The following is a 15,122-nucleotide window of genomic DNA, read 5'->3' as shown; positions in this document are numbered from 1 at the left end:
ATGATCCGAGCTGCGCTCTTGTGCTCGACGATCTTGGTTGGCAGGCTATCCGGGTGCATGTTGATCTTGTTCCGGACGACCTGTGGGAGCGGGTGGCTCCGCTGCTGCCGCCCCGCTCCCGAACGACGCCACCGCCACCCCGGGCGACTACGAGTCCCGGACCGGGCGGCCCTGGCCGGCATCATCTACGTGCTGCGGACCGGTGTCGCATGGCGCGACGTCCCCGCGCAGGCCGTGGGCTGCTCCGGAGTCACCGCCTGGCGCCGGCTGCGAGACTGGACCGAGGCTGGCGTCTGGCCCCGCCTGCACACCGCGCTGCTGACCGAACTGCGCCGCGCGGACCTGCTGGACCTGGACGACTGCGCCGTGGACGGCTCGCACGTCCGGGCCCTCAAAGGGGGGATCATGTCGGCCCCTCACCCGTCGACCGCGCTCGCCCCGGCTCCAAGCACCATGTGATCGTGGACCGTTGTGGCACCCCGCTCGCCGTGACGCTCACCGGAGGCAATCGCCACGACGTCACCCAGCTGCTGCCCCTGCTGGACGCGATACCGCCGATTCGAGGACTGCGAGGACGCCCGCGGCGCAGGCCCCGGCGGCTGTTCGCCGACCGGGGCTACGACTTCGACAAGTACCGCCGCCTGCTGTGGAAGCGCGGCATCAAGCCGATGATCGCCCGACGCGGCGTCGCCCACGGTTCCGGACTCGGCAAAGTGCGCTGGGTCGTAGAGCGCACCTTCGCCTGGCTCCACCAGTTCAAGCGCCTCCGCACCCGCTACGAGCGACGCGCCGATCTCCACCAGGGACTACTCGACCTCGCCTGCAGCATCATCTGCCTCCGGCGCCTTCGAAAGTCATTCTGAAACGATCAGTAAGTCGCTCCGGTCGCTGCGCCGGGTGCCTCGTCCGCTACGGGCCCGTTCCTGCTGGCCATGTCCGTAGGCCAGCCCGGCAAGCGGCCCGCCTTCGAACGTCTGGTGGCGCCGACCCTCACCGTTCCGGTGGGGCCACTGGACTCCGTCGCAGACACAGGTCAGGCCGGAGCCGTGGTTGGCGCCGGCCTGACCCGCACTGCTATCTCACGGCCTGCCGGATTTCCCAAGCCGAGAAGCAGGCTGCAGCTAGACGGCCCAGGGGGACCCGTCGTCGTACTTGACCGGGACAGGTGCCCGATCCTCTTCTACGTCGATTTCTTCGAACTGTGGCCTGTCGTGTCGCTGGCCGTTGATGTCGCCGGTCACCCAGGCGATGCACTCGGGGCGCGCACCCGTGCCCGAACGGCAGAATTCCTCGATAGCGGCTCTGACCTGGCCGAGTGGAATTGCGCTGGCCGGGTCGTGAAAGCGTGGGTATCCAGGGTCGGACACCAGGCTGGAGTCAACGCGAGACGGCGTTGGGTTGTCGGAGATCCAGGCATCGTCGTAAATTCCACCCCGTCGAGGAGGGCGGCCATCGGTGAACCAGATGACGGCGCCAAAGCCGGTCGTCTCGTTGGCTGCAACGCGCAGGTTGGCACTCGGATATTCGGCCTGCGGTTCGGTAAACGAGAACCAGGCCTCATGCCGTGCGACCGACCGTCCGTCCGCTGTCGTGCGCGGGCTGATGAAACGGATGGCCTCGGTGATCAGGTCATCGCTCTCCTGCCGGCTGACCGGATATCGAAGATCAGAGCCATACGAAATTGTGAGAATCATTATTGTGTGGTTCTCTTCCCTTGAATCGGAGGAGTCGCGTCCAGTATGTGCTTCTCGGCATCCCACCACCGGATCACCATCGTCTGGTCCGTGCGCAGGATCGCTGCCGCCGAGGAGGCGCAGGAGTACGTCTTGTTGATCACAACAAATAGGACCAGTGCATTCCACTGCTCCCGGACCGAGCCTTCACGTAGGTCGGTATGTCCCGGCGCGCACGCCCAGTCCTGATTTCGTCCTCGGCAGCAAAGCCGCTGATCATGTAGTTCATCAAGTTGACGAAGCGGTCCCACTGCGCGGGCGGCATCTTCGATTTGATGGTCTTTGCTATGGGTGTGACGATATCGAACGACGTGCCCGTAGCATGCCCCACCGCGGCTTGACGCATCGCGGGATAGATGGATTCATCGCCAATGGCGGATCCATTAGTGCACAGGTCATCCAGTGCGAACCAGGTAATGATCCAGTCCCCGATGTCCGCCAGCCTGTCCGGAATTCCATCCGGATAATGGAAGGCAAGGTACAGTCCGTGCTCCTGCCGAGTGAAATTGCGGAAACTGGATTCGGTCGGGAACAGGTGCCGAATCTTTTCATAGAATTGACTGGTTCGCCCCTCGAGCCAGTGAAGGTGAGGGCTGCACTTAGGTTTTACGTAACGGAAGAAAGAGTCCATGGTAAACATGCCCAGTAGCGGCTGCTCGATGTCCGTCACGACAGTTCCCCTTTCGTTTCTCCCCGTACCGGCTCGGCAAGCCCAATAGTTATCGAAGGTCCGATCCGGACCAGAGCCGAGGGGCTTGCTTCCATCAGGCACGCGAAGCACTGGAAGCGGCAAGGACCTGCTGGTGATCGAAACGTGAACGCGTTGAACAGCGCCGCTGGGCCTGTCCGATCAAGGGCTCTGTCTCGTAATCGGCGGTAACCGGTGATGACTGGTGCCGTTGGCGTGGCGCGCGAAATGTGAACGTTCTTGTGGCGGTGGTGTTTTCAGGGTTCTCGGCGCTGGCGGTCGAGGGCGTTTAGAAGACATCTCCTTTGGATGGCTGAGTAGGCTGCAGGCGTGACGACCGTGGAGCGCCTCGTCCCGGACGAGTTGTGGGAGCTGTTCCAGCTGGTGGTGCCGGAGGCGCCGACTCGGCCGCAGGGCGGTGGCCGGCGGCGCTACGGGGACCGGGAGGTACTGGCGGCGATCGTGTTCGTCGCGACGTCCGGGTGCACGTGGGCCCAGCTGCCGCCCTGTTTCGGCCCGTACGGGCCGACCGCCCACCGGCGTTTCAGCGAGTGGAGCAGGGCCAGGGTGTGGGCCAAGCTCCACCGGGTGCGGACGCCGTTGATCATCGGTGTGTGAAGACAAACGATCATGCGATGGCCGCAGCCGCGCCCCCACCAGCAAGATCGCGTCCGGGCACCCGGAGCCGCAAGCCCGCGCCCGCCGTTGCCGGCACTGGCCTTATCGTCGCCATGTGACACCGAGACCACCGCGCAAGATCCGCGTCGACGGGCTTGAGTACCGCTGGGTAATCCAGGCCCTCGATCCCGGCCACGTCGCTGTACGCGTCTGGCACGATGGGCCGGGCCGGCGGCGCCAACTCGTCGTTTCCGTGGAGTTCGACGATTTCTGGCTGCACTTCCGAGAGATCGCGGCCGCGGGTGAGGGGGCAGATGAGCTGTTCAACCTTGAACCTGTCACGCCCGGCCTGACAGCCGCCCTCGTTCGCGCCGGCATCGCAGGTGGGTGGCAGCCGGAGGCGACGGGGGAGCCTGCGCATTTCGCCTTGGTCGGCGACAGGACGGCGTTCGCCCTTGTTGCGGAGGCGCGTCGGTGAATACGGCAGCGCGCATCTGGACGGCCGGCCGTAAAGGATCCGTCGGCGACGCCAGACCGCGCATCACGAGACAAGACACCGCCGAAGTCCCTTGGCCAAGGCAGTTCCTCACCCCATGAGGAACTGCCCCCACATCGCGATCTACGGCTGGAGTACCAGACACCCCACAGCGCAGGAAGTCGGCCAGCCCGACTTCCTGCGCCAAACAACCAACGGGGCCAGATGGCCAACACCAACTGGCAGAAGTCCAGCTACAGCACCGCGAACAACGAGTGCGTGGAGATCCGCACCGCCGACGGCCCGGTCGAACTCCGCGAGTCCGACCAGGGCCACCTCACCCTCCCCACCACCCCCACCAACTTCGCCGCCTTCCTCCAAGCCGCCAAAGCCGGCGAGTTCGACCACCACGCCTAAGGGTTGTCCCGCAAGTGATCTTGCCGTGGGATGATCTTGGCCGTGGCTGGTGTGATCACGGCGTCTGAGCCGTCCTGGATAGCCCCGTTCGCCGGACTGAGCCCGCGTGCCTTCGGCAAGTTGATGAGGCAGCTGCGCCGCGAGGGCGGCGACGCGCCGGGCCGTGGTCGGCCGTGGAAGCTGTCCCTGGAGGACCGGGTGCTACTGGTGGCCGCGTACTGGCACACCAACTTGACTCTGCGCCAACTCGCGCCGCTCTTCGGAGTGTCGAAGTCCACCGCCGATCGCGTGATCGACCATCTCGGCCCCCGGCTCACACTTGCCCCGCGTAGGCGATTCGCCAAGGACGCGGTGCTGATCGTGGACGGGACGCTGGTACCCACCCGCGACCACCAGGTCGCCGAGCAGTCGAAGAACTATCGCTACTCGACGAACCACCAGGTGGTCATCGACGCCGACACCCGCCTGGTTGTGGTGGTCGGCCGGCCCCTGCCCGGCAACCGCAACGACTGCAGGGCATGGGAGGAATCCGGGGCCAAGGCCGCCCTCGGCCGGACAACCACGATCGCCGACGGCGGCTACCCCGGAACCGGCCTCGTCATCCCGCACCGCCGGCCCCGAGGCGGCGAACTGACCGACTGGCAGGCCGAACACAACCACGACCACAAACGGGTTCGCGCCCGCGTCGAGCACGCCTTCGCCCGGATGAAGACCTGGAAGATCCTGCGTGACTGCCGTCTGAGAGGCGACGGTGTGCGCCACGCGATGCACGGCGTTGCCCGCCTACACAACCTCGCTCTCGCGGGATGACTCCCGCCGCATGCGGGACCTGAGAGGTCCCCGGGAGACGGCTCCCCACCTCGCAGTCTCGGAGGAGAATCAGGCGAGGCAGAACTCGTTGCCCTCGATGTCCTGCATCGTGATGCACGACTCGTTGACGCCATCGGCGCGCTGCGTCAGCACGTGTTTCGCGCCGAGCGCCATCAGCCGTGCGCATTCGGCCTCAAGTGTGGCCAGACGCTCCTCACCCACGAGCCCGGCGCCGGCCCGAACATCGAGATGCACCCGGTTCTTGACGACCTTGCCCTCTGGAACTCGCTGGAAGAGCAAACGCGGGGCCACACCCGAGGGATCAGTGCACGCGAAGTAGACCTCATCCTCGGGCGGCAGCGATCGCTGGTACTCCTCCCAGGTGGCAAAGCCCTCCGGGACCGTCGGTACGACGTACCCCAGCACCTCGCACCAGAAGGCGGCGAGGCGGACAGGCTCCGCGCAGTCGAAGGTCACTTGGAACTGTTTGATCGTTGACATCGGCGCACAATAACAGGGGCCCTGCTCATCTCCCCAGGTCGGGAGGTCCGTGGAGGCGCCTGCTACCCGCTGCCATGTCGTGCGGTCGCAGGGGTGAACCGAGGTCAGCGCCTCCCAAAGGGAACCTGGGATGCGATCCTGGCCAGCCACTCTCATGCTGCCAAAGATCAGTTACGGGACAACCCTTAGGGCCCGCATGTGGTTGCGATCTTGGCCGCTGCGGATCGCGGTCGCCATCGCCGAGATGGGGGAAACGGCAGGTCGGTAGTGGTGGCGAGTTCCGAGTGGGCGTCAAGAGCGGTAGGGAGAGCCGGGGCTGGCGCCTGTTCGGCTTGAATGCGGCTACTCGGACGGCTGGTTCTACGCCTATACACGGCCTTATCTCGAACTTACTCTCAAATCGCCCTAGTGCTCTCGCTGCCTGGCGGCCCCCTAGAGGATCAGGGTGCGAGAGGGGGGTGGGGCAACGCCTTGACGGCGCCCGTGTGGCGACGCGGGGCGCGTGAGAGGCCGAGGAGGGGAAGGGCGCGATTGCCACGCCACATTTGACATACCCGCACCATTGGATCCTTCTGGTCGAATATCACCGATCGAAGCAAGATCTCTCGCTGTTGCCGCGCATCCTGCGCATTCCACATGAAGCTAGCCAACCGACGAAGAAGGTCGTGAGTCGCAATGTTCAAGGAAACCTCCTCGAAGGCCCGACGCCTGGGGTCGGCCGCCATGGGAATCGGCGTCATGGCCCTTGGTGTGGCTGTCTCGCCCCTGGCCACCGGTTCGGCGTATGCGGCGCCGTCCTGCGGCGTTGATGGTGTCCTCTGCGGAAACATCATCGCCGGCTATACCGACGGCGGTATGCCCGATGTCGCTGCGACCGGCGGAGCCGGCAGTGCCGTGCGCCTGAGCACTGATTATGGTCGCCAGAACCACTGGATGTTCGTTCCCAGTCCCAGTGGGAACGGAGTCTTCACGATTCGGGTCGCATCGAGTGGGCTGTGCCTCGACGCCACCAATAATTCCGATAGCGCCACTTCTGTGCAGACCTGTAGTGGTCAGAGTTCCCAGGATTGGTACGCCCAGCCACTGCAGACAACGAATGCCGGATACGAACAATTCCGCTTTCGGCATGCCAGTGACAACAAGTGCCTGAATGCTTGGGGCGCCAGCACGTCGGCGGGCACCACCGTGGGTCTCTGGAACTGCCAGGGTTCGAGTGCCTGGAACGACCGCTTCGCGATCGGCAAATACGGTCTCGGCCAGGAGCATGCGCCGGAACTCGTCCAGCAGCTGAAATCGTGGGCCACGATGTATGCGTTGACCCAGTTCAACAACAAGTCCTCGGTCATCCCGACGGCTACATTCCAGGTGGGGACTCCGGCACCGGCGAAGGCCGGCCCGGCCCAGGTGGTGGGCCCCCCGGCCTTCGCGGGCGCCAGTGGCTCGGTATACCAGTACGGCTGGTCGCAGAGCACGGGGTACACCTTCAGCAACGGCGGATCGGTCACGGTCACCGGAACGGTCGGAACCGGGCCCATGAGTGCGTCGCCCGTGGCGGCATCGATCTCTGTGGCCATTCAGGGGTACTGGGGAAGCCAGTGGAACACCACTTCGACGCAGTCTGGTCAAGTTCAATTCGACATCCCGCCCGGTCAGGTGGGCTGGGTGGCCCGAGCTCAGCTGCTGAAGGCGATGACCGGTACCTGGAGCATCACCAACGACAAGGGGGACAGCTGGCAGGGGACGGGAACGGCTACCATTCCGGCGGTTGACGGCACCGACTCTCCGAGCAACGCCAGCGTGCTCTACCAGTGCACGACCAACCCGTCTGCGGCCACGTGGGCCGAAGCCTGCTACAAGACGGTTCCCAACGGCTATCCGTACCCGGCGACGCGCCCGTCGGTGTAGTCCGTTCTGCTGCTGCAAGTCAGGACTCCTGGCACGGCTGATGTGACCTGCCAAGCAGGCGCGGCTCCTGTCGAGCTTCCAGCTCTCCATGCTGAAGCTTCGTCGCGGGAGTCGCGCCATGGCGCTGTCAGAGGGCAGGTGGTGACGGTTCTATGAACCCGATACTGCGGCCAGGGCATGTATCGGGTCGTGATCGCTGGGTGGGCCGGGTGAGGTCTTTGATCCAGATCATCGACGCGCGCAGGTGGAGTCCGGCGAGATAGCTGTCCGGGGTTTTGTCGTATCGGGCGGCGATGCCACGCCATGCCTTGAGTTTGTTGATCAGGCGCTCGAAAGTATTGCGTTCCTTGCAGAGGTCGGCGTCGTGACTGACGGGCCGGCCGCCTTGGGAGCCCTTCTTCTATCGGTTCGCGCTCTGGTCCTTCTTCTCCGGGATGACTGCTTTGATGCGGCGTTTTCGCAGGTGGGCGCAACTACCGCGGGAGAAGTAGGCCTTGTCTTCGGCGACCGCATCCGGCTGGGTGCGGGGCGGCCGACGGGCCCGCGCACGCGCACCTTCTTCAGGACGGGGATGAACTGCTGGCTGTCCGCGGCCTGACCCGCGGTCAGGATGAGCGCCAGTGGGCGGCACCTGCGGTCGGCGGCGATGTGGATCTTGCTGGTCTGCCCTCCTCTGGAGCGTCCGAGGAGGGCGGCCTTCAGGCGGACGCCCTAGTGCAGCGCCGCGTTGATCCTTCGGGGGTTCATGCGGCTTTGAGTGGGCTGCCGTCGTAGGTCCAGCGGTAGGGCTTGGCGTCGTGTTCGTCGTAGGCCAAGACGAAGGTGGCGCTCGACGATGCCGGCGAAGGGAACCCCGCGCCGCACGACATAATCCCGGCGGATGACTCCGGTACCTCACGGGGGCTACGAACGACACCAGAATGTCTACATCCATGGGCTGATTCGATACGGAGCTGCGGAACCTAGCGTCGATCACATGAAACGCAATCGCCGTATAAGCGCTGTCGCGGTGTTGGCGCTCGCCGCCCTCGTCACCGGAACCGGCGCCGGGTTCGCCGCCACGACCACACCGTCGGCCACACCGGTGGCCACGCACGCGTTAGACACCGCACCGGCCACGGCCACCGCGTCCACGCGGTCCTTCCAAGGCACGCTCCCCGCGCCGACCGGCCCCTACGCCGCCGGCGAGGACGTCATCCACCTCACCGACGAGAGCCGTCCCGACCCGTGGGTGCCGTCATCCGGCCCCCGCCAACTGACCGTCACGATGGTCTACCCGGCCGTCCCCGGGACCGGGACTCCGGCCCCTTACATGAGCCTCGCCGAGGCAGCCGGAGTCATCCAGCAGCGGAAGTTGCCGGCGAGCTACGGCGTCACCCCACAGAACCTTTCCAGCGTCACCACTCACGCCTTCGACGGCGCGCGGCCGCAGCGCGGCAAGCATCCGCTGGTGGTCCTCTCACCCGCGTACGAGGACCCGCGCATGACGCTCACCTCGCTCGCGACCGACCTGGCCAGTCACGGCTACGTCGTCGCGCTCGTCGGCCACACCTACGAGGACAGCGGCGAGACGCTGGCGAACGGCCAGACGCCGCCGTGCGCGATCTGCGATGACCCGAAGACGCTCGACTTCGACTCCGTCGCCGCCAGCCGCGCGCTGGACGTGTCTTTCGTGATCGACCAGTTGACGCACGGCAATACCGCGTGGCCCCTGGCACACCTCATCGACAAGCACGAGATCGGCATGGCCGGACACTCCCTCGGCGGAGCGGCGGCCGCCGCCACGATGATCGCCGACCCGCGAGTACGGGCCGGAGTGAACATGGACGGCAGCTTCCACCCGGCCCCGATGCCCGGCCAGATCAACCGGCCGCTCCTCATGCTGGGTACGGCCGACTACCACTCGGTCGGCGGCCACGACACCTCGTGGGGGCAGACCTGGGCCGCCCTCGGCGGCTACAAGAAGTGGCTGACGGTCGCCGGCGCCGACCACTTCAGCTTCGCCGACCTGGACCTGCTTCTGGAGCAGGCCGGGTTCCCGACGCCGCCCCTCTCCCCGGAACGCGGGGTGGTGATCACCCGCGAGTACGTGACAGCGTTCTTCGACCAGACGCTGAAGGGGATCGACAGTCCGCTGCTGGACGGCCCCTCGCCGAACAATCCGGAAGTAGTCTTCCAGGGCTAGTGCAGCGCCGCGTTGATCTTTCGGGGGTTCATGCGGCTTTGAGTGGGCTGCCGTCGTAGGTCCAGCGGTAGGGCTTGGCATCGTGTTCGTCGCAGGCCAGGACGAAGGTGTCGATGGCCGCGGCCAGTTCATCGCGGGAGGCGAGCTGGCCGCGGCGTCGTAGACGTCGGGTCAGGGTGGAGAAGAACAGGTCGACTTGGTCGAGCCGGCCGGCGTGTTCGGGCGTGTGGTGGATGTTGAAGCGGGGACGGGACCTGTGCTCTCCGGCTGGGGCGGCTGGTGCTGCCGCGAGACTCCGCCGAACCGACCCATGGGACTGGCCCGTTACTCGCGCGGTGACGCCTGCTGGCTGTCGTAGTACTCCTGGGCGGCGAGCAGCTCGTCTCCGTGCCGGCCGAACCACTGGATCAGTTCGGTCAGCGGCCCGGCCAGGCTGACACCGAGTTCCGTCAGGCTGTAGGTGACCTGGGGCGGGTTGGTGGGCGCGACATGGCGGCCGACGAGCCCGGCCCGGGCCAGTGCCTTGAGGTTCTGCGACAGCATCTTCTGGCTGATGCCACCGACTCGTTGGTGCAGCTGCGCGAAGCGGTGCGGGCCGGCGATGAGGGCCGAGATGATCAGTGTGGCCCAGCGACTTGTCGTCTGGTCCATGATCGGCCTGAGCACGCACTTGTTGTCGAAGGTGTCGTGGGCCAGGAGCCGGGCGGCTGTCGCGACCTGCTGAGTTTCCATCACAGCAGGAGCTTACAAAAAAGTAGGTACTTCCCAGCAGTAAGGGGCTTTCCTACGGTGACCTCGTAAGCACCAACGTTCGAGGAGCCACTGTGAGCAGCAGCAACGCGCGTACGGCGATCGTCACGGGCGCATCGAAGGGCCTGGGCGCGGGGATCGCCAAGGCGCTGGCCGGGACCGGCGCAGCCGTCGTGGTGAACTACCGGGAGGATGCGAAGGGCGCCGAGCGGGTCGTCGCGGGCATCACCGCCGAGGGCGGCCGGGCGATCGCGGTCCGGGCCGACGTGGCCCGCAGCGACGAAGTGCGCCATCTGTTCGATCGGGCGCGCGAGGAGTACGGACCGGTCGACGTGCTCGTGAACAACGCGGCCGTCGCCGCCTTCGCGCCGCTGTCGGGCATCACCGAAGAGGAGTTCCAGCGCGAGATGACCACGAACGTCCTGGGCACGATCCTCACTACGCAGGCCCTGGCCGCGCAGGACGACATCGGCGCCGCTTCGATCATCAACGTCTCGACGGCCGGCACACTTACCCACCCGCCGTACGCCTCGCTCTATGTCGCGTCCAAGAGCGCTGTCAACGCGTTCACCATCGTTGCGGCCAAGGAGCTGGGACCGCGCGGCATCCGGGTCAACGCGATCATGCCCGGACCGTCGGACACCGAGGGCACCAGGGCCATGGGATTCCCCGGCTCGGCCCAGGAAGCACAGGCGATCGCCGGCACCCCGCTGGGCCGAACGGGTACCCCGGACGACTACGGCCCACTGGTGGCTTTCCTGGCTTCCGACGGCGCGCGCTGGATCACCGGGGATGTCATCCTCGCTTCCGGCGGCATGCGCTGACGTCCCGTCCGTTCGGCTACGGGCTCCGGGCTCCGGGCTCCGTCGGCTACGAAACACGCCCTGGACACACCACAGCGCAGGAAGTCGGCCAGCCCGACTTCCTGCGCCAAACCAACGGGACCCCAGCCGGCCGACACCAACTGGAAGAAGTCCAGCTACAGCGCCCCTGGCCCATTCGAGGCCGGAAGACAGCCAACAAACCGAGGCCGCCCGGCACCGAAGTGCGCCGGGCGGCCTCGGCGCCGGGGCGTCCGCGGCCTCAGCGGCAGAGGGCGGCTTCCACCAGGCCCTCGACGTGCTTCATGGCCGCCGGGTCGGCCGGCCGGTTCGTCACCGCGATGTTCGCCGCAGCGCTGCCGTCCTCCGTGACGCCGCCCCGGGTCTCGTAGCCCGGGAAACTGCCACCGTGCCCCCAGTAGAGCCCGCCGCCGCAGGGCAGGGGCTTGCTCACGAGGCCGAGCCCGTAAGCGGCGCCGGGGCCGAGGTAGTCGACGGGGACGGTCTTCTTCATCTCGGCGAGCTGGGCCGGCCGGAGCAGGTCGCCGTGGAGCAGTTCGGAGAAGAACCGGTTGAGGTCGGAGTTGGTGGAGATCATCTGACCGGCTGCCCAGCCGAAGGACGGGTCCGTCTCCGTGACGTCGCCCAGCGGCGCGTCCGGGGTGTCCCGGTAGTAGCCCTTGGGGTGCGGCTCGCGGATGGTCAGGTCGCCGGGGGCGGGGAAGTAGGTGTGGCGCAGGCCGATGCGCTTGACGATGCGGCGGTCGATCTCCGCCGAGAGCGGGCGGCCGGTGACCCGTTGGACGATCAGGCCGGCCACGATGTAGTTCGTGTTGCTGTACTTGGACCGGTCGCCCGGGGCGAAGTCGGCCTTGAACTTCAGTGCGGTGTCGAGGAGGTCGCGCGGCTCGTAGTAGCGGGGCGGGACATCGCCCTTGAGGTAGTCCGGGAGCCCGCTGGTGTGCTGGAGGAGCTGACGGACGGTGATCTTTCGCCCGTCGATGCCGTCCCCGCGGAGGAGGCCCGGCAGGTAGGTCTCGACGGGCCCGTCGAGGTCGATCTTCCCCTCTCCGACCAGTTGCAGCACGACCGTCGCCGTGAACGTCTTGGTGTTGCTGCCCATCCGCACCTGACCGTCGACCGGGACCTTCGCCTTGGTGGCCAGGTCACCCACCCCGGCGGTGTAGTTGCGGGCGCGGCTGTGCCCCTTCTCGACGGTCGCCAGCGCGCCGGGAATGCCGTCGTCCCGCACCAGCGCGTCGAGGCCCTGCTGGACGATGTCCGGCTTCGGCGCCGCGAACGCCGCGGTCGGGGCCAGTACCCCCGTCGCCAGAGCACCGACGGCCATGGCGGCCACCAGGACCTTCCTGTGCCGGGACGGACGGACGGTCTGCCGCACCTGCTTGCGCATGTTTCAACTCCGGTTATTTGTCGAGGGAAACGGCGGATCGCACCGTTACCCCCACCCTCTCCGGAGCAAACCACCTGCGACGATGCTGCTACCCACCCGGTCTTGGGTGGGGTTATCCCCCTATGTCCGCAGGAGTGCGGGTTCACGGCAGCACGGCCACCGCCTCCGCCTCGCCTCCACTTCCACTTCCACCAACTGGTCGTTGAGGCTTCCCTGTCAGCGGACCTGGTCGCTCTTCGGCCCGATGCCTTCGACCCTGGCCGGAGTTCCGTCCGGGGCGAACGCGTGGTGGAAGGTGAAGGCGTGCGGCGCGGAGCCGTGGTCATGCAGGTGTTCCAGCCTCGAAACCCCGTCCTGCCAGACGGGTATCACGCCGTCGGAGACCCACCAGAACACGTAAGCCGGGCGTCCCGTCCTCTCGAACCAGTCGTAACGCCTGTTCAGCGCCTCACGGTGCAGGCCGGTGTAGATGGCGTCGAAGGCGGAGTGCAGGCCGGTCCAGAGGGAGAGAGTCGCGGCCAGGGCGGTCGTTTCCGCCGTACGGCCCTTGCCGTACCAGGCCGGTACGGCGAACTCCCCCCATGCGCCCCAGTCCAAGTCGAAGTGCGTGCCCCGGCCGCCGTCTGCCGCTTCGGCATGGGCGAGGTACCCGGGGTGCTCGCTGATCTTCCGGTAGACGGCCTCGCCGGTGTCGTGGAGTTCGCGCGTGAGAGGCGCGGGATCGGCAAGAGGTGACTTCAGGACGCCGAACGTGTACAGCGCAAGATGAGGCATGCGTCTCTCCCTGGTTGGAGGTGCCTGGCGTGGGCCCGGCCGCGGGCGGCTCAGCCTGAAGGAACTCCTGTGCGACCGTGGGCGATCGCCGAGGACCAGGGGTGAAGGTAGCCGCCTCCGCGGCCCCTGTCGAAGTTGCGTTTTCCCCGCCCAAATGGCCTCTTGCGCCGGCCGTTGCGGGCGCGGGCGGCGTCGAGGTCCTCGGCGAAGAACGGGCCGGCCTCCTTCGCGTGCACCTGTACGGGCGCGCCGCCGGGCCAGTCCGTGCCGAACTCGCCCGGGTTTCCGCTGTGCCCGTTCCTACGGCCCGCGCACCGCTAGCGTCGAGCCCGTGATCGTATGGCTCAACGGCACCCACGGCGCGGGCAAGACGACGACCAGCGCACTCGTGCAGCAACTGATCCCCGACTCCCGGGTGTTCGACGCCGAGAAGGTCGGCGAGACACTCATGGACATCACGCCGGGCCTGCCCGGGACGGACAACTTCCAGCACTGGCCGCCGTGGCGGCCACTCGTAGTCGAGACCGCCCGCCACGTGCTCGACTACACCGGCGGGGCTCTGGTGATGCCGATGACCGTCCTGGTCGAGCAGTACTGGCGCGAGATCAGCACGGGCCTCGCCCAACACGCCATTCCGGTGCGGCACTTCGTCCTCCACGCCGACCAGGAGACCCTCCGTGGCCGCATCGCGGGGGACACTGTGGTCGGTCCCAACTCCCGTTTCCGCCTCAACCACCTTGAGCCCTACGCCGAAGCGGCCCGTACCTGGTTGCACTCCGAGGCCGAGGTCGTCGACACCACGCACCTCACGCCCGCCCAGGCCGCCCTGCAAATCGCAGAGGCCCTCAGGAGTTGAGGTCCGCCCGCCACACGCGACAAAAACGAGCTCCGTTGTCGATCGAGTAGCGCGAACAGCCTCCACCAGGGACCGGCTCAGCCCGCCCAACGCCCGACCGCGCAGGAAGTCGGCCGGCCCGACTTCCTGCGCAGCCCCGGCGCAGGATCAGGCGCTGCCCGCCTTTTGCTCGACCAGGACGGCGCCGGATGCCGGTTCGGGCTTGCGCAGCGGGAGCTTGGACCAGCGGAACGGAGCCAGCAGCAGGCCGAGGTAAGAGTCCGGCAGGCGGACCTGGTCGGCCAGGCCGATGTCCTCGGGCGGCATCCGGTCACCGGGCAGGTAGAAGGTCCCGAACAGCAGATCCCACAGGACGACCTTGCCACCGAAGTTCTTGTTGGCTTCGCGCAGGTCCCTGGAGTGGTGCCAGCGGTGCCCTTCCGGTCCGGGCACCAGGTAGTTCAGCGGGCCCAGCCGGACGTCCATGTTGGAGTGCATGGTGACGCCGTGGCAGTTGTAGAAGGTGAGAAGGATGATCAGGCCGGAGATGCTGTGCAGCGTCCACCCGGTCAGGGCCAGCGGGAAGACGATCGCCACGTCGTCGAGGAAGAAGTCAATGGGGTGGAACCGGGCGGAGTTGAGCCAGTAGAGCCGCTCCGAGCTGTGGTGCACCGCGTGGAAGCGCCAGAAGACCCGCGAACCGTGAATCCAGCGATGCATCCAGTAGTAGAAGAACTCTCCCACCAGGAGCGCCAGTGCGGCCTGGGCGACGGGAGGCCAACTCGTCGGCCACAACGTGCTGTCCAGCTCGTCGGAAAGCAGGACGGATCCGGCGAACAGGACCGAGAGGAACAGCGGCTCGATCAGCCGGGCGACCACCAGCAGGGCCACCAGACTGGAGGTGGCGTCCGACACGACGTCCTTGCGCGGGCGGTTCCAGCCCTCGTAGAACGGCTGGACCCGCTCCAGGACGGCCACGTACACCGAGGCGAAGAGGGTGACCATCGGCACGATGGCCCACTGCGGGAACGACGTGTCGACCAGGGTGATGGACGCCCCGAGTGTCAGCACCATGAGGATCGGATAGCTGAGATAGCGGATGGTGAAACGCAGGGTTCTGCGCGCGGCGCCGAGTTCTGTTGCGGTTGCTAATTTCATTCCTGATCTCCCCGTGGACTTCTTCGGACTTCTTCTGCACC

The 15,122-nt window shown here is 66.8% G+C and carries 14 protein-coding genes and 4 pseudogenes; 9 read left to right on the top strand and 9 right to left on the bottom strand.

The window, feature by feature from the left end; all coding sequences use genetic code 11:
* The first annotated feature begins 53 nt into the window (after window positions 1-53).
* Window positions 54-863, top strand: a pseudogene (locus AB0R04_RS05745) (IS5 family transposase).
* A gap of 258 nt (window positions 864-1,121) precedes the next feature.
* On the opposite strand, the gene AB0R04_RS05740 reads toward AB0R04_RS05745, so the two are convergent.
* Window positions 1,122-1,694 carry an Imm1 family immunity protein gene (locus AB0R04_RS05740; RefSeq protein ID WP_363368483.1) on the bottom strand — a complete coding sequence of 191 codons (573 nt, stop codon included), beginning with the start codon at window positions 1,692-1,694 and terminating at the stop codon, window positions 1,122-1,124.
* Between the two features lie 139 nt (window positions 1,695-1,833).
* The gene (locus AB0R04_RS05735; protein ID WP_363368481.1) at window positions 1,834-2,403 is read right to left on the bottom strand and encodes a hypothetical protein; all 570 of its coding nucleotides are present in this window, start codon (window positions 2,401-2,403) and stop codon (window positions 1,834-1,836) included.
* A gap of 348 nt (window positions 2,404-2,751) precedes the next feature.
* Between AB0R04_RS05735 and AB0R04_RS05730 the strand changes: the two are divergent.
* From AB0R04_RS05730 to AB0R04_RS05715, 4 genes and pseudogenes are all read left to right on the top strand, one after another.
* Window positions 2,752-3,009: pseudogene (locus tag AB0R04_RS05730) on the top strand (transposase); the annotation flags it as partial.
* A 145-nt stretch (window positions 3,010-3,154) separates the two neighbouring features.
* A complete protein-coding gene (locus AB0R04_RS05725; protein ID WP_363368479.1) occupies window positions 3,155-3,517 on the top strand; it encodes a hypothetical protein in 363 nt (120 codons plus the stop codon).
* Between the two features lie 222 nt (window positions 3,518-3,739).
* A complete protein-coding gene (locus AB0R04_RS05720) occupies window positions 3,740-3,931 on the top strand; it encodes a DUF397 domain-containing protein (RefSeq protein ID WP_363368478.1) in 192 nt (63 codons plus the stop codon).
* 42 nt (window positions 3,932-3,973) lie between these two features.
* Window positions 3,974-4,741, top strand: a complete 768-nt coding sequence (locus tag AB0R04_RS05715; RefSeq protein WP_363368476.1) for a transposase — start codon at window positions 3,974-3,976, stop codon at window positions 4,739-4,741.
* 69 nt (window positions 4,742-4,810) lie between these two features.
* On the opposite strand, the gene AB0R04_RS05710 is transcribed toward AB0R04_RS05715, so the two are convergent.
* Window positions 4,811-5,242 carry a VOC family protein gene (locus AB0R04_RS05710; protein WP_363368474.1) on the bottom strand — a complete coding sequence of 144 codons (432 nt, stop codon included), beginning with the start codon at window positions 5,240-5,242 and terminating at the stop codon, window positions 4,811-4,813.
* Between the two features lie 675 nt (window positions 5,243-5,917).
* Here AB0R04_RS05710 and AB0R04_RS05705 point away from each other — a divergent pair.
* A complete protein-coding gene (locus AB0R04_RS05705; protein WP_363368472.1) occupies window positions 5,918-7,147 on the top strand; it encodes an RICIN domain-containing protein in 1,230 nt (409 codons plus the stop codon).
* Between the two features lie 196 nt (window positions 7,148-7,343).
* Here AB0R04_RS05705 and AB0R04_RS05700 read toward each other — a convergent pair.
* Window positions 7,344-7,855: pseudogene (locus AB0R04_RS05700) on the bottom strand (IS5 family transposase); the annotation flags it as partial.
* Between the two features lie 268 nt (window positions 7,856-8,123).
* On the opposite strand from AB0R04_RS05700, the gene AB0R04_RS05695 reads away from it, so the two are divergent.
* Window positions 8,124-9,332 (top strand): alpha/beta hydrolase, encoded by a 1,209-nt coding sequence (locus AB0R04_RS05695; protein ID WP_363368470.1) that lies wholly within the window; start codon window positions 8,124-8,126, stop codon window positions 9,330-9,332.
* A gap of 324 nt (window positions 9,333-9,656) precedes the next feature.
* On the opposite strand, the gene AB0R04_RS05690 is transcribed toward AB0R04_RS05695, so the two are convergent.
* Entirely contained in the window at window positions 9,657-10,064 is a 408-nt protein-coding gene (locus tag AB0R04_RS05690) for a helix-turn-helix domain-containing protein (RefSeq protein ID WP_363368468.1), read from the bottom strand.
* A 92-nt stretch (window positions 10,065-10,156) separates the two neighbouring features.
* On the opposite strand from AB0R04_RS05690, the gene AB0R04_RS05685 reads away from it, so the two are divergent.
* Complete coding sequence (locus AB0R04_RS05685) at window positions 10,157-10,906, top strand: SDR family oxidoreductase (RefSeq protein ID WP_363368466.1); 750 nt, start codon at window positions 10,157-10,159, stop codon at window positions 10,904-10,906.
* Between the two features lie 259 nt (window positions 10,907-11,165).
* Here the strand turns inward: AB0R04_RS05685 and AB0R04_RS05680 are convergent, their stop codons facing one another.
* The 3 genes and pseudogenes from AB0R04_RS05680 to AB0R04_RS05670 all read right to left on the bottom strand — a co-directional run.
* Entirely contained in the window at window positions 11,166-12,314 is a 1,149-nt protein-coding gene (locus AB0R04_RS05680) for a serine hydrolase domain-containing protein (protein WP_363368464.1), read from the bottom strand.
* Window positions 12,315-12,530: 216 nt separating this feature from the next.
* Complete coding sequence (locus AB0R04_RS05675; protein WP_363368462.1) at window positions 12,531-13,088, bottom strand: DUF3291 domain-containing protein; 558 nt, start codon at window positions 13,086-13,088, stop codon at window positions 12,531-12,533.
* Window positions 13,089-13,273: 185 nt separating this feature from the next.
* Window positions 13,274-13,363: pseudogene (locus AB0R04_RS05670) on the bottom strand (dienelactone hydrolase); the annotation flags it as partial.
* Between the two features lie 56 nt (window positions 13,364-13,419).
* Between AB0R04_RS05670 and AB0R04_RS05665 the strand changes: the two are divergent.
* The gene (locus tag AB0R04_RS05665; RefSeq protein ID WP_363368461.1) at window positions 13,420-13,944 is read left to right on the top strand and encodes an ATP-binding protein; all 525 of its coding nucleotides are present in this window, start codon (window positions 13,420-13,422) and stop codon (window positions 13,942-13,944) included.
* Between the two features lie 147 nt (window positions 13,945-14,091).
* On the opposite strand, the gene AB0R04_RS05660 is transcribed toward AB0R04_RS05665, so the two are convergent.
* Window positions 14,092-15,081: a sterol desaturase family protein gene (locus AB0R04_RS05660; RefSeq protein ID WP_363368459.1), complete on the bottom strand. Its 990-nt coding sequence runs from the start codon at window positions 15,079-15,081 to the stop codon at window positions 14,092-14,094.
* Window positions 15,082-15,122 lie beyond the last annotated feature (41 nt).

The organism is Kitasatospora sp. NPDC056731, from assembly GCF_040687675.1.
GTDB lineage: Bacteria > Actinomycetota > Actinomycetes > Streptomycetales > Streptomycetaceae > Kitasatospora.
The sequence above is the reverse complement of the archived record's forward strand: the minus strand, read 5'-3'. Positions and strand labels throughout refer to the sequence as shown.

Excerpts from the sequence above, each read along its gene's own strand:
- AB0R04_RS05705 (WP_363368472.1), top strand. The coding sequence starts at position 5,918 with ATGTTCAAGGAAACCTCCTCGAAGGCCCGACGCCTGGGGTCGGCCGCC.
- AB0R04_RS05695 (WP_363368470.1), top strand. The coding sequence starts at position 8,124 with ATGAAACGCAATCGCCGTATAAGCGCTGTCGCGGTGTTGGCGCTCGCC.
- AB0R04_RS05720 (WP_363368478.1), top strand. The coding sequence starts at position 3,740 with ATGGCCAACACCAACTGGCAGAAGTCCAGCTACAGCACCGCGAACAAC.
- AB0R04_RS05740 (WP_363368483.1), bottom strand. The coding sequence starts at position 1,694 with ATGATTCTCACAATTTCGTATGGCTCTGATCTTCGATATCCGGTCAGC.
- AB0R04_RS05680 (WP_363368464.1), bottom strand. The coding sequence starts at position 12,314 with ATGCGCAAGCAGGTGCGGCAGACCGTCCGTCCGTCCCGGCACAGGAAG.
- AB0R04_RS05710 (WP_363368474.1), bottom strand. The coding sequence starts at position 5,242 with ATGTCAACGATCAAACAGTTCCAAGTGACCTTCGACTGCGCGGAGCCT.
- AB0R04_RS05690 (WP_363368468.1), bottom strand. The coding sequence starts at position 10,064 with ATGGAAACTCAGCAGGTCGCGACAGCCGCCCGGCTCCTGGCCCACGAC.
- AB0R04_RS05675 (WP_363368462.1), bottom strand. The coding sequence starts at position 13,088 with ATGCCTCATCTTGCGCTGTACACGTTCGGCGTCCTGAAGTCACCTCTT.
- AB0R04_RS05660 (WP_363368459.1), bottom strand. The coding sequence starts at position 15,081 with ATGAAATTAGCAACCGCAACAGAACTCGGCGCCGCGCGCAGAACCCTG.